At 67.0% G+C, this 19,917-nt stretch carries 18 protein-coding genes; 9 read left to right on the top strand and 9 right to left on the bottom strand.

Annotated elements, in window-relative coordinates:
- Window positions 1-1,032, top strand: a 1,032-nt coding sequence (locus AC5RWT_RS23605; RefSeq protein ID WP_494082285.1) for an FAD-dependent monooxygenase, incomplete at its 5' end; no start/stop codon positions are given.
- 8 nt (window positions 1,033-1,040) lie between these two features.
- Here the strand turns inward: AC5RWT_RS23605 and AC5RWT_RS23600 are convergent.
- Window positions 1,041-2,033 carry a universal stress protein gene (locus tag AC5RWT_RS23600; protein ID WP_494082284.1) on the bottom strand — a complete coding sequence of 331 codons (993 nt, stop codon included), beginning with the start codon at window positions 2,031-2,033 and terminating at the stop codon, window positions 1,041-1,043.
- A 77-nt stretch (window positions 2,034-2,110) separates the two neighbouring features.
- Between AC5RWT_RS23600 and AC5RWT_RS23595 the strand changes: the two genes are divergently transcribed.
- Window positions 2,111-3,130 carry an efflux permease Rv1217c-related protein gene (locus AC5RWT_RS23595; RefSeq protein ID WP_494082283.1) on the top strand — a complete coding sequence of 340 codons (1,020 nt, stop codon included), beginning with the start codon at window positions 2,111-2,113 and terminating at the stop codon, window positions 3,128-3,130.
- Window positions 3,131-3,144: 14 nt separating this feature from the next.
- On the opposite strand, the gene nhaA is transcribed toward AC5RWT_RS23595, so the two are convergent.
- Window positions 3,145-4,491 (bottom strand): Na+/H+ antiporter NhaA, encoded by a 1,347-nt coding sequence (gene nhaA / locus AC5RWT_RS23590; RefSeq protein WP_494082282.1) that lies wholly within the window; start codon window positions 4,489-4,491, stop codon window positions 3,145-3,147.
- A 196-nt stretch (window positions 4,492-4,687) separates the two neighbouring features.
- On the opposite strand from nhaA, the gene AC5RWT_RS23585 reads away from it, so the two are divergent.
- Together AC5RWT_RS23585 and AC5RWT_RS23580 are read left to right on the top strand one after the other, a co-directional pair.
- A complete protein-coding gene (locus tag AC5RWT_RS23585) occupies window positions 4,688-6,115 on the top strand; it encodes a TrkH family potassium uptake protein (protein WP_494082281.1) in 1,428 nt (475 codons plus the stop codon).
- A complete protein-coding gene (locus AC5RWT_RS23580) occupies window positions 6,108-6,806 on the top strand; it encodes a potassium channel family protein (RefSeq protein WP_494082280.1) in 699 nt (232 codons plus the stop codon). The genes AC5RWT_RS23585 and AC5RWT_RS23580 overlap by 8 nt, the downstream gene beginning before the upstream one ends.
- Here the strand turns inward: AC5RWT_RS23580 and AC5RWT_RS23575 are convergent.
- Window positions 6,803-7,207: a hypothetical protein gene (locus AC5RWT_RS23575; protein WP_494082279.1), complete on the bottom strand. Its 405-nt coding sequence runs from the start codon at window positions 7,205-7,207 to the stop codon at window positions 6,803-6,805. The genes AC5RWT_RS23580 and AC5RWT_RS23575 overlap by 4 nt on opposite strands.
- Window positions 7,208-7,485: 278 nt before the next feature.
- On the opposite strand from AC5RWT_RS23575, the gene AC5RWT_RS23570 reads away from it, so the two are divergent.
- Window positions 7,486-9,090, top strand: coding sequence for a stealth conserved region 3 domain-containing protein (locus AC5RWT_RS23570; RefSeq protein WP_494082287.1), 1,605 nt, complete (start codon window positions 7,486-7,488; stop codon window positions 9,088-9,090).
- Between the two features lie 64 nt (window positions 9,091-9,154).
- Here the strand turns inward: AC5RWT_RS23570 and AC5RWT_RS23565 are convergent, their stop codons facing one another.
- Both AC5RWT_RS23565 and AC5RWT_RS23560 read right to left on the bottom strand, forming a co-directional pair.
- A complete protein-coding gene (locus AC5RWT_RS23565) occupies window positions 9,155-10,069 on the bottom strand; it encodes a phosphodiesterase (RefSeq protein ID WP_494082286.1) in 915 nt (304 codons plus the stop codon).
- Between the two features lie 113 nt (window positions 10,070-10,182).
- A complete protein-coding gene (locus AC5RWT_RS23560) occupies window positions 10,183-10,842 on the bottom strand; it encodes a pentapeptide repeat-containing protein (protein ID WP_494082278.1) in 660 nt (219 codons plus the stop codon).
- A gap of 119 nt (window positions 10,843-10,961) precedes the next feature.
- Here AC5RWT_RS23560 and AC5RWT_RS23555 point away from each other — a divergent pair, with 119 nt between their 5' ends.
- Both AC5RWT_RS23555 and AC5RWT_RS23550 read left to right on the top strand, forming a co-directional pair.
- Window positions 10,962-11,969: an NAD-dependent epimerase/dehydratase family protein gene (locus AC5RWT_RS23555; protein WP_494082277.1), complete on the top strand. Its 1,008-nt coding sequence runs from the start codon at window positions 10,962-10,964 to the stop codon at window positions 11,967-11,969.
- A 521-nt stretch (window positions 11,970-12,490) separates the two neighbouring features.
- A complete protein-coding gene (locus tag AC5RWT_RS23550; protein WP_494082276.1) occupies window positions 12,491-13,234 on the top strand; it encodes a FadR/GntR family transcriptional regulator in 744 nt (247 codons plus the stop codon).
- Window positions 13,235-13,324: 90 nt separating this feature from the next.
- On the opposite strand, the gene AC5RWT_RS23545 is transcribed toward AC5RWT_RS23550, so the two are convergent.
- The 4 genes from AC5RWT_RS23545 to AC5RWT_RS23530 all read right to left on the bottom strand — a co-directional run bounded on the left by AC5RWT_RS23545 (window position 13,325) and on the right by AC5RWT_RS23530 (window position 17,317).
- Complete coding sequence (locus AC5RWT_RS23545) at window positions 13,325-14,380, bottom strand: L-idonate 5-dehydrogenase (protein ID WP_494082275.1); 1,056 nt, start codon at window positions 14,378-14,380, stop codon at window positions 13,325-13,327.
- Window positions 14,381-14,457: 77 nt separating this feature from the next.
- On the bottom strand, window positions 14,458-15,231 hold the full coding sequence (locus AC5RWT_RS23540; protein WP_494082274.1) for an SDR family oxidoreductase: 774 nt from the start codon (window positions 15,229-15,231) through the stop codon (window positions 14,458-14,460).
- A 61-nt stretch (window positions 15,232-15,292) separates the two neighbouring features.
- Entirely contained in the window at window positions 15,293-16,696 is a 1,404-nt protein-coding gene (locus AC5RWT_RS23535) for a GntP family permease (protein WP_494082273.1), read from the bottom strand.
- Window positions 16,697-16,786: 90 nt separating this feature from the next.
- Window positions 16,787-17,317, bottom strand: a complete 531-nt coding sequence (locus AC5RWT_RS23530; protein WP_494082272.1) for a gluconokinase — start codon at window positions 17,315-17,317, stop codon at window positions 16,787-16,789.
- A 282-nt stretch (window positions 17,318-17,599) separates the two neighbouring features.
- On the opposite strand from AC5RWT_RS23530, the gene AC5RWT_RS23525 reads away from it, so the two are divergent.
- Window positions 17,600-17,878, top strand: a complete 279-nt coding sequence (locus tag AC5RWT_RS23525; RefSeq protein ID WP_494082271.1) for a DUF3040 domain-containing protein — start codon at window positions 17,600-17,602, stop codon at window positions 17,876-17,878.
- A gap of 283 nt (window positions 17,879-18,161) precedes the next feature.
- On the top strand, window positions 18,162-19,844 hold the full coding sequence (locus AC5RWT_RS23520) for a thiamine pyrophosphate-dependent enzyme (protein WP_494082270.1): 1,683 nt from the start codon (window positions 18,162-18,164) through the stop codon (window positions 19,842-19,844).
- Window positions 19,845-19,917: the final 73 nt, after the last annotated feature.

Genomic DNA, 19,917 nt, shown 5'->3' with positions numbered 1-19,917 from the left:
CGCGGCATCGCCTTCGAAGGCTCCACCAGCCCGCAGACGTTCTTTGTCTGCGACGCCACCGAGGTCCGCGGACTGGCCAGCGGCTCGGTCAACATCCGCGCAGGGGTGGACGAATTTCTCTTGGGGTTCCCGATGAGCGGCGCCGACCACGTCCGCCTGATCGGCGTGGTCCGCGACTCCGAGGGACCCGTGCAGGGGCAGGGCGACGCCGGTGCGGACGTTTCGGAGGTCGAGCTCCGCGAGCGCTTGGCTGAGAAGTTCGACGTCGGTTACGGCGCCTCCAACTGGTTCTCCACCTACCGCGTGCATCACCGGATCGCGGCGAAGTTCCGCGACGGCCCGGTCTTCCTGGCCGGGGACGCCGCCCACGTGCACTCCCCCGTGGGTGCGCAGGGCATGAACACGGGCTTGCAGGATGCCCATAATCTGGCCTTCAAGTTTGCCGATGTGCTCGCCGGCCGCGCGGCGGATTCCTACCTGGACCGTTACGAGGCCGAACGGAGACCGGTTGCGGTGCGGCTGCTGCAAACCACGGATCGGGTGTTCGCGTTCGTCACCTCGACGACCCCGTGGGCCCTTGCCGCCCGGAAATGGGTGCTGCCGTTCGTCATTCCGCTTGTGGCACGCGTGGTGCCGCGGACTTCAGGCGCCTCCCGGTTGTTCGGCTACCTGTCGCAGACCAGGATTCACTACTGGATGGCTCCGGGCGCCAAGGAAACAGCGAAAGGCCGGCGGGGCCGCGTGGTGGGACGGCGGCTGCCGTATACCGGCAGCAACTTCGACGTGCTGCGCAGCCTTCAGTGGCAGGTGCACTCGTATGGCGAGCCGGGCTCCGCCGTCGTCAATCATGTGCAGGCGGCGCTGGGGCTGACCGTGCACGTGCTGCCGAGGAACGGGAACAAGAAGCTGGATCCGGAGCAGCTGTATCTGGTGCGGCCGGACGGTTTTGTCGCGGCGGAGTCGCTGCCCAGCCACGCGGTGGCCACCTTCGCCCTGGCGCTGCGGCGCGGACGCCGGTCCGTCAAGGCCTGAGACGCCGGCTAAACCTCCACGCCTTTGGGCACCACCATCATCGGGCACAGGCCGTGGTGCAGCACTGCCTGGCTGACCGATCCCAGCAACAGGCCGGGAAAGCCGCCGTGGCCGCGCGTACCCAGCACCATCAGCTGGGCGGTGCGGGTGGCGTGGATGAGGACTTCCGCTGGTTTGGCGAGATAGAAGTTCCAGCTGGCATCCAGATTCGGATAGCGGCTGCGGATGTCTGACAATGGTCCGTCCAGTTCGGCGGCGACTTCCTGGCGGAACCGCTGCGCCCCTTCGGCACGGTCCAGCCAGACCGAATCCCGGTAGAACGGCGCCCGGGACGAGAGCATACGCAGCGGTACGGCATGCCGGCTGGCTGTCTCGGCCGCCGCCCAGAGGGCCGGGTTAGAGCTGCCGGACTGGTCCACACCGACCACCACCTGCCCGGCGTAACTGAACTTTTCGGAGGCATCCGGAGGATGCAGCCCCCGGCCCGTCCCGTCCTGCGGCGAAGGGACCAGCCAGGGCACCGGCCCGCCCGGCAGCTCCGCGGCCGCATCGGGCGACAGCTCGGCAGCTGTGGTGCCCGGTTTCCAGCGGTGCGGCACCACCACGGTGGGACAGGCACCGTGGGCAGCCAGGCCCGAGGAAACACTGCCCAGCAGCCGGCCGGCAAAGCCGCCGCGGCCGCGCTTGCCGACTACTGCCAGTCCCGCAGAGGCAGATTCATCCACCAGGACTTCGCTCGGATCCCCGGCTACGACGTGCCCTTCCACCCGCAGTCCCAACGCTCCGGCGCGGTCCAGCGCTGTTTGCAGCACCTCTTCCCCGCCGCGCCTGGCCGAGGCAAGGTACTGGTGGTCCACTTGCGGATCGTCCACCCCCGCGGTCGAGACCACTGTCACCAGCCGCACCGACCAGCCACGGGATAGCGCTTCGGACAGCCCCCAGTCCAGCGCCCGGACGCTGCTTTCCGAGCCGTCGAATCCGAGCAGGACGACCTCTTCCATGCCCTTACCCTAGGGGACCGTGGCGCGGCTGAGTAGGGGCCGCGCAGCTGAGCGAACATGCGAGGACTGCCACCGGCATGGCCGGGGCGGTGCTGGGGCTGGCCTACATCCTCCGCGGCGTGGGCGACTCCCAGGAAGTGGGCGGCAGCCTGTTGTCCTGGCTCTCGCCCATCGGCTGGATCCAGCAGATCCGCGCCTACGTCGACCTGCGCTGGTGGCCCTTGCTGTTGTGCCTGGCGCTGGCGGCAGTGCTGGTGCCGGCGGCCTATCTGCTGCAGGGCCGGCGTGACCTGGCGGCCGGCCTGGTGCCCGCCCGCCGCGGCCGCGCCGATGCCACACCGCTGCTGCTCCGGCTGCCGGGACTTTTCCTGCGCCTGGAACGCGGCAGCATTATCAGCTGGTGCATCGGTTTGTTCGTCTTCGCCCTGCTGACCGGGTCCCTGGGCCAGGCGGTGGTGGACAGTTTCGAGTCCCAGCCGCAGTTAGCCGCAGTGCTGGGCCTCAACGACAGCTCCGACTACCTCCGTACGGCGCTCACTGCGTTCCTGAACTTCTTTGCCATGGCGGTGGCCGTCTTCGCGGTGATCTCCACCGGCCGGCTGGGCAAGGAAGAATCCGAAGGCCGCACCGGCGCTGTGCTCGCGGCCTCGGTCGGACGGGTGCGCTGGATGCTGGGCGCGCTGCTGGTCACAGCGCTGGCCTCGGCGCTGATGCTCGTGCTCTCTGGTTTCGGCCTGGCCTTGGGGGCACTGTCTGCGTTCGACGGCGATGGTTCGGTCATCGGGGACTTCGCCCCGGCCGGGCTGGCCTACCTGCCCTTGATCCTCTGCTTCGCGGGTGCCGGCACCCTCGCCTACGGACTCCACAGCGGCAACTGGTGGGTCTGGACCGTGCTGGTCGCATCACTCCTGGTGGGCATGTACGGAGCACTGCTCAAGCTGCCCGATGTCGTGCTGGACGCCGAACCGTTCGGGCTGGTCCCGCGGGTCCCGGTGGCTGACCTGGACCCGGTGCCGCTGGCCTGGATGTCTGCAGTGGCGGTCCTGCTGATCGCGGCCGGGATGCTGTCCTTCCGGCGTCGGGATCTGGAAGCCTGACCGAAGCCGGCCGGCTACGCTGTGCCGTCCCCTTGGTAGACATCCGGAGTGCCGTCCTTGTCCGCGTCGACCCGTTCTTCGGCTTCGACGCGCCGGTAGTGCCGGTTGCGCGCGCGCAGCACCACGGTTGCCAGCAAGGCGGCCAGCACGGACGCCGCGAGAATCGCGACCTTGGCGTGGTCGTTGGCCGGTGTGCCAAGCCCGAAGCTCAGCTCGGCCACCAGCAGGGAGACCGTGAAACCGATGCCGGCCAGGAGGGAGATGCCCAACAGGTCCACCCACTTCATGGACTTGTCCAGCTCCGCCCGGGTCAGCCTGCTCATCAGCCACGTGGTTCCGACGATGCCGACCGGCTTGCCGAGCATCAGACCGGCAATGATGCCAAGCGCCACCGGATCGCCGAGGGCCGACACGAATCCAGCAACCCCGCCAATGGCCACGCCGGCGGAGAAGAACGCGAAGACCGGGACCGCGAAGCCGGCGGACACGGGCCGCACGCGGTGTTCGAAGAACTCGGCCAGTCCCGGTCCCGCATCCGGCCCGCCGCTCGCCCTGCCGCGCACAACCGGGACGGTGAAGCCGAGCACGACACCGGCGACGGTGGCGTGGATGCCCGAGGCGTGGACCAGGGCCCAGGCCACGATGCCGATGGGCAGCAGCACGACCCACAGGGCGCCCGGATGCTGTCCGAAGAACCTTCGGAACTTCTGGGCCAGGAAGGCGTAGAGCGCGATGGGAATCAGGGCCAGCAGCAGTTCCGGTACATGGATTTCGCTGGTATAGACAAAGGCGATGATGGCGATGGCAATCAGGTCGTCCACCACGGCCAGCGTCAGCAGGAAAATACGCAGCGCACTGGGCAGATGCGAGCCGATGACGGCCAGGACCGCGACCGCGAAGGCGATGTCTGTCGCCGTCGGGATGGCCCAGCCGCGAAGGGTTTCCGGGCTGCTCCAGTTGATGGCTGCGTAGATGAGGGCGGGAACAACGACTCCGCCAATCGCGGCTGCGACGGGGACCATGGCCTTGCGCGGGCTGCGGAGATCCCCCGCAACGAACTCGCGTTTGAGCTCCAGCCCCACCAGGAAGAAGAACACCGCCAACAACCCGTCGGCGGCCCACGCGCCGAGGCTCAGCTCCAGGTGCCAGGGCTCATAGCCAACCGTGAAATCCCGCAGGGCGAAGTAACTCCCTGCCGCCGGCGAATTCGCCCAGATCAGGGCGACGACGGCGGCCGCGACCAACAGGGCGCCGCCGACAGTTTCCTTGCGCAGGATTTCGCCGATTCGCAGCGCTTCGGCATAGCTGCCGCGTCCCAATACCTTGGGTTTCGGGGATGATTTAGGGACTTTGGCAGCCATGACGGCTCCTCACACGGGTCGACAACAGAACTTGCCGACCAGACTTCCCGGCGCACCGGTGTTCCACTCTACCGGGCAGGCGGCGCGCTCAAAAGCAGCACTGGAACCACGCACCGCAGGCCGCCACCGCACGGCACCACGCATCGCGGGCCGCCACCGCCTTGCGCCACGTGCCGGCGGTGCTAATCTGGCCGCTATGCACGCCCGGGCCGGTTGGCTGCGCAGGATCACGTCGCCTCTCCGACGCACCTTCAACCGCTTTCCAGGAACAGCCGCATCCGTGCTCCGGCGTTTGCGGCGGCTGGGCCCCAAGCATCCGGCACAGGTGATCGTGCTCGGTTTCGTCGGGGCCATCCTGGCCGGCACCGGGATCCTGTTGCTGCCAATAGCCAAGCAGGGTGCGGGCGGCGCCTCCTTCCTGGAGGCCCTCTTCACGGCCACCTCCTCCGTCTGCGTTACCGGATTGACCGTTGTGGACACCCCGGTGTTTTGGACGCCGTTCGGCCAGGCCGTGATCATGGTCCTGATCCAGCTGGGCGGCTTCGGCGTCATGTCCTTCGGTGCGCTGCTCGGCGTCCTGCTGGCCGGCAGGCTGGGGCTCAGGTCCCGTATCTCGGCCGCGGCCGAGACGAAGAGTGCAGGGTTCGGCGACGTTCGGACGGTGCTCTTGGGCGTCCTGCGCATCTCCTTTCTGACCGAGGCCGCACTGGCAGTCATCCTGATGCTCCGGTTCATGACCGGTTACGGCTACTCCCCCGGCCGTGCCCTGTGGGAGGGCGTTTTCCACTCGGTGTCGTCGTTCAACAACGCGGGCTTCGCCCTGTACTCGGACAATCTGATGGGGTTCGTCGGCGACCCGTTCATCTGCCTTCCGATCGCCACAGCGGTCATCATCGGGGGCGTCGGCTTTCCGGTCCTGATGGAGCTCTCCCGGCATTACCGCCCCATCCACTGGAGCATGAACACCAAACTGGTCCTCAGCGGCACCGCCGTACTGCTGACGCTCGGAACGGTGTTCATCACCGTCGTGGAGTGGGGCAACCGTGCGACGCTCGGGGCGCTGTCTCCGGGCGAACGCGTCCTCGCGGGCTTCTTCCAGTCCGTCATCACGCGGACAGCCGGATTCAACAGCGTGGACATCTCCGAACTGCACCCGGTGACCTGGATGGGCATGGACATTCTGATGTTCATTGGCGGCGGGCCGGCCAGCACGGCCGGTGGCCTGAAAATCACCACCTTTGCGGTGCTGTTCTTCATTCTGTCTACCGAAGTCCGCGGCGGCGCCGCCGTCAACATCTTCGGCAAGCGACTCTCCCGCTCGGTCCACCGCCAGGCCATCACCGTGGTGCTGCTGGCCATCGCGCTGGTGGTCATGGCCACCATGGTCCTGATGTTGATGACCGGCTTCGGCCAGGAGCAGCTTCTCTTCGAGGTCGTTTCGGCCTTCGCCACGGTCGGACTCTCCACCGGCATCACCGCCGCGCTGCCCCCTGCCGGCCAGATCATCCTGGTGGCGTTGATGTTCATCGGCAGGCTGGGCCCGGTCACGCTGGCATCCGCGCTAGCCCTCCGGCGGCGCCCCATCCTGTACGAATACCCCAAGGAAAGGCCGCTCATTGGCTAAATTGCATCCCCTCTTTCCCCGCACACCCGAGCGCAGCCACGAGGTGCAGACGGTCGCCGTCATCGGGCTGGGCCGCTTTGGCGGAGCCGTGGCGCGCGAACTGGAAAGCCAGGGCACCCAGGTTTTGGGCATCGACAACAACGAAGACACCGTGCAGGCCTTCAACGGCCAGCTCACGCATGTGGTCCGCGCCGATTCAACCAAGGAAGAAGTCCTGCGCCAGCTCTCGGTGCACGAATTCGACCGCGTGGTGGTCGGCATCGGCAGCGACGTCGAAGCGAGCATCCTGACCACCTCGCGGCTGCTGAAGTTCGGCACCCGGGCCATCTGGGCGAAGGCGATCAGCGAGCCGCACGCGGAAATCCTCGGACAGCTCGGCGTGCTGCACGTCGTCCGCCCGGAAAACGACATGGGCCGCCGCATCGCCCACCTGGTCCGCGGCGCCATGCTCGACTACGTCGAGTTCGAAGACAACTTCGTCATGATCCGCACTACTCCGCCGACTGTCGCACGGGACCGGCCGCTCGAGGTGCTGCAGCTGCGCTCCAAGTTCGACATCACCGTGGTGGCGGTGAAGCGCCAGGGCGGCGTCTGGGAGCACACCACCGGCCAGACCGTCTTGTACGACGACGACCAGATCATTGTGCAGGGCAGCAAGGCCAAAGCCGAGGCGTTCAGCGCCCTCGTTTAGCCTCCAAGGACCATCGCCAGGAACCCGACGACGGCGGAAAGCACGCCCACCGCGGTGAGGATTTTGCCCAGCAGCAGCACGATCCGGCCCGGCGGCTCCGGTTTGGAAACCTGCCAGCGGTTCGGTCGGCGCGCGTCGTAATACACCAGCACGTCGGAACCTGCCGACACATCGGAGCCCGTTCCGCTCGGAAAAACCCCTTCGAGGAACCCGTGCCGGGTGTCGAACCAGCGCACCCCACGGCGCCGGCCGTCCTGGAACGCCACCCCGTCCGCGCTGTGCCACCGGGTTCCGGCCAGCCGGAGCACTCCGGCCACCAGCAGCAGCAGCAAACCCGGAACAAGGGCAGCCCACGTCAGCACTTCGGACACCAGTCCGATAGACGCGGCAAGATCTGGCATGGACAGATCGTATGCCACCAGAAGAATGCGGCGGGAACCTATTGATGACTAACCCTTCGTGTGTCTCGTCCCGCACGGACCAAGAGCTGACACGCCGCGTACCGCGGGCGGCGCACCTCCTGTACCGTCGCAGTATGGCCTGTTACGGTCGGCACGCTGCGACTTCGCTTGTAGTTTTGCCAGCGCCTGTAACGCCCGACCACCCACGTTCTACCATTGGTGGCATCAGCCCTTGAGCGGTTGGCGCCACCATTTTCCGGAGGTTTTTTGTGACCAGTATGCCTGCAGCGCAGGACGCGTTCTACGCCGAACCCGAACCCGACCTCGCACCCGAGTCGGCGGTCGAGATCACCTCGCCCGCCGCCGTCGTACGCCTCACCGAGCGTCCCGACGTGGTCAAGGTCAAGGGCGGCTACGCACTGGTCAATACCTCCCTCACGCCGCACCAGGCGATGGTGGAGGACCTGCTGTTTGTCCGCAAGGTGCTGGACGAAGCACGGATCCCCTACCTGCTGGTGCGCGGCAACGATGCCCGTCCGGTGGTGGCGGTGAACTGGGAAAAGCGCGACGAACTGCGTGAAGCCTTGGTGGCGGCGTGCGCGGACGAGCCGTTCTACTCGCTGACCGTGGACGCGAAGAAGAAAACCGCGCGGCTGGTGGCCGACGGCACGCTCGCCGACGGCGACCGGGCACGCGCCTTTCGGCTGTACCGCCCGCGGATCGAGCCGGCCGGCGGGCTGCGCTACGGCCAAGGCACCGGCGTGCAGGTGGAGCTGTGGCGCTGGGACAACGAGCTGATCCACTTGCCGATCGAAAATTCTTTGACGCGCCGCACCCTGCCGGCCGCGGAGGCCGTGCGCGGCGAAGTGGAACGCTATGGGCACCGCTGGCCCACCATCGAGAACATGTTCGCCGACCACGCCACGGACATCGACTTCGAAATCGACATCGTCTTCTCCTGGGTGGACGGAAACAACCCGGAGTACCAGCGCTACCGGAACAGTTTCATGGAGCACGCGGTGGTGGGCGAAGGCGACGACGCCGATGCCCGCTTCCGCCAGATCGACGAACTGCGGTACGCGCTGCGCTCGGTCTACATGTTCGCGCCGTGGATCCGGCGCATCTTCATCTGCACCGACTCGCCGCTGCCGGCGTGGCTGGACGCGGAACACCCGGACATCCAAGTGGTGCGCAGCGAGCAGCATTTCCGCGACCCGTCGGTGCTGCCGGTGTTCAACTCGCAGGCGATCGAGGCGCAGCTGCAGCACATCGAGGGCCTGCGCGAGCACTTCCTGTACTCGAATGACGACATGTTCTTCGGCCGGCCGGTGGGCCCGGACATGTTCTTCTCCCCGGGCGGCATCACCAAGTTCGTGGAGGCGGACACCCGGATTGGTCTGGGCGACAACCACCTGGACCGTTCCGGCTTCGAGAATGCCGCGCGCGTGAACCGCAAGCTGCTGCACGACCGGTTCGGCAGGATCACCACCCGGCACCTGGAGCATTGCGCGGCCCCGCTGCGCAAATCAGTGATGCTGGAGATGGAGGAAGAGTACGCCGACGAATTCAAGGCGACCGCGGGCAGCCGCTTCCGGGCCAAGGACAACATCTCCGTGACCAACTCGCTCTACCACTACTACGCGCTGCTGACCGGCCGGGCCGTGACGAACCCCGGCGCCAGGGTCACGTACGTGGACACCACCATGTATTCGGGCCTGAAGCAGCTGGACAAGCTGCTGCAGAAGCGGAACCAGGATTTCTTCTGCCTCAATGACGGCAGTTTCCCCGAGGTCCCCGCCGAGGAACGCCAGCGCGTCGTGACCGACTTCCTGGCCCGTTATTTCCCGCTCCGGGCGCCGTGGGAGAAACCGCCGGCACAGTGACGTACGGGCCGGCGGTGCCGCCCATCCTCAGAAATGCGCCGGCGCCCGGATGAGGGTGGCCGCTTCAGAGGTGTGACGGCATCCGGCCCGGCCGCACGGCATCGGGAATGACGACGGCGCCGGCTTCCAGCCGCGCCCGGACCTCCTGCGCGGTCACCTGCCGGCCCACCGCCAGGCCTCCGCGGGCCGGCACCACCGAATGGACCACGGTGTCCTCGTAGACGTGCACCATGTTGTACGCTTGGGCGGCATCGCGGCCATGGGTGCTGCCAGCCTCGGCGGCCAGATCCTGGGTGTAGCAGGTGGCTGAGGCAACGGATACCGGAATGCCGGCAAGGGTGGCAGTAGTGGAATAGTGCAGGTGCCCGGCGATGATCGACTTCACGTCGCTGCCCCGCAGCACGCCGGCCAGCTCGGCTTGGCCGCGCAACTCCACCAGCACCGCCAGATCCTGGACGCTCGGCACGGGCGGGTGGTGCATGGCCAGGATCGTCCCGTGCGGCGCCGGCTCGGCCAGCTCGTCGGCCAGCCACTGGAGCTGTTCGTCTTCCAGCTGGCCGTAGTGCACGCCCGGCACTGTCGAATCCAAGGTCATCACCCGCAGGCCGTTGACGTCGTACACCCGGTCCAGCGGCTCCGAGCCGGCGGGCTCGTCCAGCAGCATGGTCTTCAGTCCCGCGCGGTCATCGTGGTTGCCCATGGCCCAGATCACCTGGGCTCCCAACCGAACGGCCGCAGGTTCGACGATCCGGCGGAGCCGGCCATAGGCTTCCGGCTCCCCTTTGTCAGCCAGATCGCCGGTGAAAACCAGGGCTTCGGGCCGGGAACCGGAGTCTTCCAGATCCTCGAAGATCTGCTCCAGCCTTGCCTCGCTGTCCACCGTCCCGTACAGGCGGCCGTCGCCACCGACCAAGTGCGTGTCACTGATGTGCAGTAAGAAGTGGTTTGGCCGCGGATGCTCGGCCTGACGGAACTCCATCATCTACCTTCTGCTGTTCGCCGGATGTGTGCTCTCCAGTCCACTAGAGACCATCCAAGCAGAAAAAGACTGAACTGTGGCTGAATATTGCCCGGCAGTTCGGTGGATTGCGGCTAAGTTTTTTCCACGATGCCGAGGTGGGCGGCGAACAACGGGGCCAGTTCGCTGATTTGGGCTGGCGTCATGGCAGCCCCGCGGAGGCCTTCCAGCCCGGCCAGTTCCCGGATTTCCAGACCGCGCAGATCAACGTGCTGCAGCCTCGCGCCGGTTACATCCAGCCGGCGCACCCGGCAGTCGGCGAAGGCCGCACGGCGGGCAGCTGCTCCGCCCAGGTCCAATTCGTCCACGAGGCACCCGGTGAACAGCACGTCCTGAAGTTGGGCTCCGCGCAGGTTCACGTAGCCCAGCTTGCAGTTGCGGATCTCCACCGACTCCCACTCGGACTCGTACACCTCGGCGGAGCCGAGGCGGGATTCCTTGATCATCACCCGGCGGAAGTGGGAGCGCGGCGCACTGAACTCCGGGGCCTCCAGCCGCTCGATGGCCACGTCCACGAAACGGGAGGAGCGCAGGTCGGCCCTGTCTGCGGACACCTGGCGGAGTCCGCACTCCGCCAGGGACAGGCCGGCCAACCGCAATGCGTCCAGTTGCGCATCGGCAAACAACTGCCCGCCCACGTGGGCCTCGGACACCAACGCCGATACCTCGCCGTCGGACAGCTCACCCAGGTCGGGGGCTTCAAGGCGTGGTCGGAAGTCGTCGGATTTAGCCATCTTCGGAGCATAGCCAAAGGTCCGGACAAAGGGGGTCCAACGCCGGATTCGCGCCGGGCGCTCTTCGCTGGGTGAACAACTAGTGCACAAAGGCCCTCTGACGGTGTTCCATAAGCAGCATGCAGATACTCATCCTGGGCGGGACGGCTTGGTTAGGACGTGAAATAGCCGCCGAGGGCCTGCGTCGCGGCCACGGCGTCACCTGCCTGGCCCGCGGCACCTCCGGAACGGTCCCGGCCGGAGCGCGGTTGATCCGCGCCGACCGAGATGCTGCCGACGGCCTGCACGGCGTTGCCGGCCGGCACTGGGATGCCGTGCTGGACCTCTCCCGGCAACCGGGTCAGGTCCGTCGCGCCGCAACAGCACTGGCCGGCACAGCGGGTCACTTCACCTTCGTGTCCTCGTGCAGCGTCTACGCCGACCACGGCGTGCCCGGTGCCGACGAAACGGCCGAGTTACTGCCGCCGCTGGAAGCGGACGTCATGGACTCGCCGGACGTTTACGGCGAAGCGAAGGTTGCCTGCGAGCAGGCGGTGCAGGAAGCCTTCGGCCCGGACCGCCGCCTCATGGTCCGCCCGGGGCTGATCGCGGGCCCCGGCGATATTACCGACCGCACCGGCTACTGGCCGCTGCGTTTCGCCCGGCCGGTGGCCGAGGATGCCGCCGTGCTTGTCCCGGAGGCGCCGGAGTTGGACACCCAGGTCATCGACGTCCGCGACCTCGCTGTTTGGCTCATCGCTGCCGCCGAACAGCGCCTGGCCGGCGGGTTCAACGCAGTCGGCGAGGTGGTTCGGTTCGCTGAGCACGTGGCCACCGCCCGCCGCGTCGCGGGCCACACCGGGCCGGTCCTGTTTCTGGACCAAAAGGAACTGGCGGCAGCAGAGGTCAATCCCTGGGCCGGTGAACGCTCGCTGCCGCTCTGGCTGCCGCTGCCCGACTTCGCCGGCTTCGCCTCCCGCAGCAACGCCGCCGCCAAAGCGGCCGGCTTGGCCTTGCGGCCCCTGGCAGAAACGCTGGCCGACACCCTGGCCTGGGAGTTGGAGGCCGGAGCCGACCGGCCACGCAATGCGGGCCTGGAGCCGGACGACGAGCGCCGGTTGCTGACCATCGCGCACCCGCCGCGCTGAAACCGCCGGGCCGGGCACCTGGTGCTCTGGGATGCGCCCGAAGGTGCCGCCGGGGACTTGCTGGCGCCGCTCAAGGACAGCGCGAAAAATCCTTGAGACACCCGGGACACAGTTGTAGCGTGACAGGCAGCAGCCTCACCGCACAGCCGCTGCCCAAGGAGGCACGCCGTGACCATTCCACCGCCGCCGGAGCCACCTGATCCGAACGAGCCGGGGCCCCGCCATCCGTTCCCGCCCGAGCCGAATCCGGATCCCTTCGCTCCACCCGCGCCGGAACGTCCCGAGCCGCGTCCGGACCCCTTCCCGCCCACGCCCGGGCCTCCGGAGCCGCCCCCGGACCCGGGGCCGCAGCCCCTTCCGCCGCAGCCGCAGCCCGGCCCCTTCCCCGACCCCGGACCGATGGTTCCGCCGCGAAGGCCCTAGCGTCCTGAGGGCGCGCCGCGGCAACGTCCCGCAACACAGCCGGGTCCGCCCTCCCGGCCACCCTAGAATGAACGCGTGACCGCTACCCTTCTGCGCGCATGACTTCGCGCCTGCACAGCCTCGTCGTCGAGACCCTTGGCAAGCGCATCGTCTCGGGGGAACTGACCGCCGGTGCCACCACGCATGCCGAGCAGTTCGAGGCCGAGCTTGGCGTTTCACGTTCCGTCATGCGCGAAGCCGTGCGCGTGCTGCAGTCGCTGGGGCTGGTCGAGTCGGTCAAGCGCATCGGCATCCGGGTTCTGCCGCCGGAGCACTGGAACAAGCTGGACCCGTCGGTGATCCGCTGGCGCCTGGCCGGCGACGGCAAGGGCGTCCAGTTGCGCTCCCTCACCGAGTTGCGCTCGGCCGTGGAGCCCGCTGCCGCCGAGCTGGCTGCGCAGCATTCGCCGCAGGACTTGTCCGCCGAGCTCATGGCTGTCGCGGCGAAGATGCGGGCGGTGGGCCGGGCCGGCGACCTGCAGCAGTTTTTGGAGCTGGACATCCACTACCACACGCTGGTGCTGGCCGCCTCGGGCAACGAGATGTTCGCCCAGATGCACTCGATGATCGCCGAAGTGCTCCGCGGCCGCACCGATTACGGGCTGATGCCTGCGCACCCGCACGAAGAAGCCCTGCAGTTGCATGTCGACGTGGCCGACGCGATCCAGTCCGGCCGCCCGGAAGCCGCCCGAGCGGCCATGGACCAGATCATGCGGCGGACCGTCGAGGAAGTACGCAGTGTCTGGGAGGACGAGCCGCGGCTGTTCGAAGAAGCCGCCACCTCGAATCCCGGAAACAGATAACGCCCCTTTCGAGGTCGAAAGGGGCGTTATCTGCGCGATTGTTCCGGGCAGTCCCCCGCCGGTTGGGCTAGGGCGCGACGGGTTGGTCGGCTACTGCGCGTCGTTAAACCGCAGCAATACCTTGCCGCTCTGGGCGGAGTCCCGTGCCATGCCGAATGCCTCCAGGGCGTCCGCGGCAGCGTATTCGTGGGTCATCACCGGGTCGGCGTAGAGGGATCCGTCGGCCAGCGCGGTGATGACTTCATCGATTTCGTCGTTGAAGCGGAAGGAACCCACCAACTCCAGTTCGCGGGTGATCGCCAGCGAGATCAGCGCCGGCTGCTCACCCGACGGCAGCAGTCCCACCATCACCACGCGGCCGCCGCGGGCTGCGCCGCGCACGGCCGAGGCCAGCCCGTGGTGGTTGCCCGACGATTCCAGGACAACGTCTGCCTCCACGCCTGCGATCGCCTCGGCATCGGTGGCCAGCAGCGTACGGCTCGCCCCGACTTCACGGGCGATGTCCAGCGGTTTCTCGTGCATGTCGACCGCGACGATCTCGGCCGCGCCGGCCCGCTTCAGCACCGCAACAATCAGCGCACCGATCGGGCCGCAGCCGATCACCAGTGCGCGCTTGCCGGCCACGTCCCCGGCGCGGGAAACCGCATGCCAGGCCACGCTGGCCGGCTCCACCAGGGCAGCCCGCCGCAGCGGCAGGTTGGCCGGCAGTTCCCGCAGCATCCGGGCAGGCAGATTGATGTAGCGGGCGAACGCCCCCTCGGTATGCGGGAAGCGCGCGGCGCTGCCCAGGTACGTGCAACCCGGCGACAGGTTGGGCCGGTCCGCCGGATACTTGGACCCGTCACCGGGGCCAGGTGTCGCCGGATGCACGGCCACCGCGGTGCCCGCTGCCGGTCCGCTGCCGTCGGCTGCTGCCGCCACGACCGTCCCGACGACCTCGTGGCCCAGCAGCATCGGCGCCTTCAGGATGGATTCGCCCGCGGCGCCGTGCTGCCAGTAGTGCAGATCGGAGCCGCAGATGCCGCCGTAGGCAATCTCCACCACGGCTTCGTCCGGCTGGGCCGGCGCGAGGGCCACCGGTTCAACCCGCAGATCACCGGCCGCATGGGCCACTACGCCGAGGGACTGTGCTGGAAGGTTTGTCATGGAAACTGCCTTTCGATAATGCTGCAAAACTACGACGGCGGTGCGCCGCCGTGGGTGCGGGTGGCGCGCGAACGGCGTCAGACGACGGTGGTCATGCCGCCGTCGATGAACACCACCTGGCCGTTCACAAAGTTGGACGCGTCGGAGGCCAGCCAGAGGGCCGGTCCCACGATGTCCTCCACGGTGCCCCAGCGGTGTGCCGGGGTCCGGCCCAGGATCCAGTTGTTGAACGCTTCGTCGTCCACCAGGTTCTGGGTCATCTCGGTGTGGATGTAGCCCGGGGCAATAGCGTTGATCTGCAGTCCGTGGCTGGCCCACTCGGCGGTCATCGCCCGGGTCAGGTTGCGGATGCCGCCCTTGGACGCCGTGTAAGGGGCGATCGTCGGACGCGCCAGATCGGTCTGGACGGACGCGATGTTGATGATCTTCCCGGCGCCGCGTTCGATCATGTGCCGGGCGGCCTCGCGGCCCACCAGGAACGCGCTGGTCAGGTTGGTGCGCAGCACGCGCTCCCAGTCGTCCACTTCCAGGTCAAGCATCGGCACCCGGTGCTGGACGCCGGCGTTGTTGACGAGCACCCACAAAGGGCCCACTTCGCGCTCGACCCAGGCCACGCCGTCGGCCGCTGCCTGGGCGTCCGTAACATCGAAGGCGCGGGCGTAAATCCGGTCCGTGCCGAACTCGGCCGCCAGTTCCGCCCGGGTGCCTTCCAGCCGCTCTTCGTCCAACCCGTTCAGCACCACCACGGCACCAGCGGCGGCGAGACCGCGGGCTATCGCCTTGCCAATCCCCCGGCTGGAACCGGTCACCAGCGCCACCCGGGAGGAAATGTCGAACATATTCACGGTCATGTGTCTCTCCAAACGCGGACGGGACGGCCGCAGCCGCCCCGTCCATGATGCCCAAGGTTTACTAGAAGTTAGTGGCGATCAGGTAGATGGCCAGTGCCAGCACAAAGCCGACGATGCCCACCAGCGCCTGGCCCACGGTCCAGGTCTTCAGCGTGGTCTTAGTGTCCATCTGGAAGAACCGGCTAACCAGCCAGAAGCCCGAGTCGTTCACGTGGCCGGCGAACACCGAGCCGGCGGCCAGCGCCAGCACGATGGCGGCCAGTTCCACCGGGTTGAAGTCGGGGTTGCCCATCACGACCGGCTGAACCAGCGCGGCCGCGGTGGTCAGCGCCACCGTGGCGGAGCCCTGGGCCACGCGGACGACGGCGGCAATCACGAAGCCGGCCACAATGATCGGCAGGCCGATGGCGTCCAGCGAGCTGGCGATGGCGTTGCCGATGCCGCTCGAGCGCAGCACGCCGCCGAACATCCCGCCGGCGCCGGTGATCAGGATGATCGAGCAGACCGGGCCCAGCGCGCTGTCCACCACGGTCTCAACGAGGCTGTGCTTCTTGCCCTGGCGGTGGCCCAACAGCCACATGGCCAGGAGCACGGTGATCAGCAGCGCGACCGGGGTTTCACCGATCGTGCGCAGGACCTGTACCCAGGTGTCCTCCAGCGAGACAACCTTGGCGGTAGCGAGCATGTTCAGGCCGGTGTTGAGGAAGATCAGCAGCAGCGGCAGCAGCAGCAGGAAGAAGATGGTGCCAAGCTTCGGGGACGAGCGGAATTCGGACTCCGCCGAACCCTTCGGGGCGTCCAGGATATCCGGCACAGCGATGTTGAACCGGCGGCCCAGGAAGTGGCCGAACAGGTAGCCCACCAGGTACCAGGTCGGGATGGCAATGACCAGGCCCAGAATCAGGACCAGCCCGACGTCGGCGCCCAGCAGGCCGGTAGCGGCCACAGGGCCCGGGTGCGGCGGCACGAAGATGTGCATGACGGAGAAGGCGGTGGCTGCGGGGAACGCATAGGTCAGCAGCGATCCGCCCAAGCGTCGTGCCACGGTGAAGATGATCGGCAGCATGACCACGAGGCCGGCATCGAAGAAGATCGGGAAACCGAACAGCAGCGAGGCCACGGAGAGCGCCAGCGGAGCACGCTTCTCGCCGAACTTGTTGATCAACGCCTGCGTCATGACGTCGGCGCCGCCGGAGACCTCCAGCATGCGGCCGAGCATGGCGCCCAGACCAACCAGCAGGGCCACGCTGGCCAAGGTTCCGCCGAAGCCGCCCAAGAGCGTCGGCATAATGTCTGCGGCCGGAATGCCGGTCGCCACTGCGGTGAGCAGGCTGACAATAATCAGCGACAGGAACGCGTGCACGCGGAACCGCATGATCAGCACCAGCAGCAGCGCAATGGCTGCCACGGCGACGAGCAAGAGGCCGGGCGTGCTCAACGTCCAATTGAGCTCGAGTTCGGTCATCGTTGTCCTTTGTTGTAGTGAATGGTCGCCCGACGAATCATCGGTTCAAACCGTGTGGGTTGTTGGCTTGGCTGCAGGCGCCCGCCGGTTCTAGCTCCCCGTCGAACCGGCCTGGTCCCGCAAGTAGTTCTCCACCAGCGCGGCAATCCGCTCCGGCGAATCCTCGACGGACACTTCAAGTCCGGCCTCGTCATCGCCCAGCGGTTCCAGTGTCTGGAACTGGGAGTCCAGCAGCGTCGGGGGCATGTATTCGTGGTCACGTCCGCTGATCCGTTCAGCGATGAGTTCCTGGCTGCCGGTGAGGTGGATGAACCGGGTTTCCGGGGCGAAGGAGCGGATGAGGTCGCGGTAGCTGCGCTTGAGCGCCGAGCACGCAACAACGGTGGTGGTTCCGCGTGCCAGTTCCTCGGCCATTACCTGGCCGATGGCGCTCAGCCACGGGTGGCGGTCGGCGTCGGTCAGCGGATGGCCGGAGGCCATCTTTTCCTTGTTCTCCGCACTGTGAAGATCGTCGCCGTCAATGAATACCAGCCCCAGGTGCCGTGCGACGGCGGCACCCACCGTCGATTTTCCGCACCCTTGGACACCCATGACCACCAGCGGGGGATATTGCAGAGACATTGGGCAGAACTCCTCAGACGCTTCATTACATCTGATTTGGTGACCAATCTCTCGCCATTAAATCAGATTTATCCGTGACAAGTTATCACTGGCTCACAGCGTCCGACAAAAAACGGCCCTTTTCGTCTGCGGCGATCCGCCCAGGTGCCGCTGAGGCCGGTAACGAAACAACCTTCGCTTGCGTCCTGTCCGTATCGCAGCGGGCCTGGCGAGGCTACATTTGTCTTATACGGTGTCCGGCGCGGCACCATCTGCGGCGCCGCGGAGCCCGAGGAGGTCGGAATGTCCTTATCGGATGAAGAACAGCAGCGCCTGGACAGGCTGGGACATCAGCTCGAGAATGACGACCCGCGCCTCGCCCGCTCACTGTCGACTCGTGGCGTGATGGTCTTCGGGCACATAGTCAGCGCCGGAACACTGCTTGCGGTCGCCGGCGCAGTACTGCTGTTCATCGGCCTGGCGGGAAACTCGCTGCTCCTGGCCATGCTTGGGCTCATCGCTCTCGCGGCCGGAGCCATCCGCGGCAGCGTGGATTTCGTGTCCCGCCACCGCCGCCTTTAGACGCTCCCCCGGGGGCCGAGGCGCGCAGGTGCCCGGCGCGCCCCGGTCCGGTGTAGTTTGCACACCATGCGCGCCGCCGCGGTGCAAGCACGTCCGTAAAACCATCGCCTTCACGCCATGTCGATGCGAACCACGTCACGTTCGTTACCTGTGTGTGTCACAACAACGGTGTCATAACACACACCATCATGTACTTTTGCTCAAGCGCGTTCCTCGGCAGCAGTGCACCCGCACGAGAAGAATGCAGCGGATGAGTTCAGTTCAAAGGTGAAAGAGGTCTCCTGTGACACAGGTTCAAACGGATGCGGTCCCGGACGCAGCTGAACAGCAGCCCGTCCGCAAATCGGCAGGACACATCATTGTCGATTCGCTGATTGCGCACGGCGTCGAACGAACCTACGTTGTTCCGGGCGAGAGCTACCTGGAAGTGCTGGACGGCCTGCACACTTCCACCATCGACACCATCGTCTGCCGCCACGAAGGCGGCGCAGCCTACATGGCCGAGGCCGACGGGAAGATGAACCAGCGGCCGGGCATCGCCATGGTCACCCGCGGGCCCGGCGCCGCCAATGCACATGTTGGCCTGCACACCGCCTGGCAGGACTCGACCCCCATGGTGCTATTCGTGGGCCTGATCCCCTTCGAGCACCGTGACCGTGAAGCCTTCCAGGAATTCGACATCAAGTCCTGGTTCGACACCGGTGCCAAGCGCGTCATGGTGCTGGACCACCCGGAACGCGCTTCCGAAATTGTCGCCGAAGCGATGTTCGCGGCCATGAGCGGCCGGCCGGGCCCCGTCGTCGTCGGTCTGCCCGAGGATGTCATCCGCGAAGAAGTCGAGGCAACGCTGCACCCGGTCATTCCCGTCGCCCAGGGCGGCATGACGGTCACGGACTGGAAAGCGCTGAAGGCTGCGCTGAAGGAAGCCGAGAAGCCGCTCTTCGTCGTCGGCGGCAATGACTGGACCGAGGAAGGGTCCCGCGCCCTGGCGACGTGGCTCGAAGAGCACAACATCGCCGCTGCGGTCGAATGGCGCTGCGAGGGCACCATTCCCTTCGATTCCCCCTCCTACGTGGGGCCGATCGGTTACGGACGGCCGAAGCCCACGTACGACCTGCTCGAAGAAACCGATCTGCTGGTCTTCGTCGGAACCGTTCCGGGCGACGTCATCACCGACGGTTTCCTGGTCCGACAGGACTGGTCCAAGAAGAACTTCCTGGTCACCATCGACCCCTCGCTGCGCGGCCGCTCCGGCCCCGTCTCCTACCAGATCGTGGCCAAGCCGGACGTCTTTGTCCGCGACCTGGTCATGATGGACCTGCCGGTGAAGGAAGAGTGGAAAGACTTCACCCAGCGCATGCGCGGCGAGCAGGTGAAGTTCGCTGCCCTGCCGCCGGCCGAGCCCACCGACGGGCCGGCACGGATGGACACCATGATGGCCAACCTGGTCGCCATCCTGCCGCGGGACGCCATGATCACCCTGGGCGCCGGCGAGCACACCAACTGGGCGCACCGCTACTTCCCCACCCATGACTACGCCTCCATGCTCTCGGCACGCAACGGGTCCATGGGCTACTCCGTCCCCTCGGCCATCGCCGCCTCGCTGGCGCATCCGGGACGCCGCGTGGTGACCATCGCCGGCGACGGCGAGTTCCTCATGAACGGCCAGGAACTGGCCACCGCTGCCCAGTACGGTGCCACTCCGCTGGTGATCGTCATGGACAACCAGGAATACGGCACCATCCGCACCCACCAGGAGCGCTGGTACCCCGAACGCATCTCCGGCACACAGCTGAAGAACCCCGACTTCGCGCTGATGGCCCAGGCCTTCGGCGGCTTCGGTGTGAAGGTGGAGCAGGACGCCGAGGTGCCCGCAGCCCTCGAGGCTGCCCTCAAGGCCATTGACGAGGACAAGACGTTCGCGCTGATCCATCTGGTAGTCGAACAGCGGGTCAAGGCGTACTGATCCTGCTCGGATAACTGCACGCTGGTGGCCGGGGCATGATGCCCCGGCCACCGGTTTTTCCGGTTCAGTCGGC

This window comes from Arthrobacter sp. Dra40 (assembly GCF_059091905.1).
The sequence above is the reverse complement of the archived record's forward strand: the minus strand, read 5'-3'. Positions and strand labels throughout refer to the sequence as shown.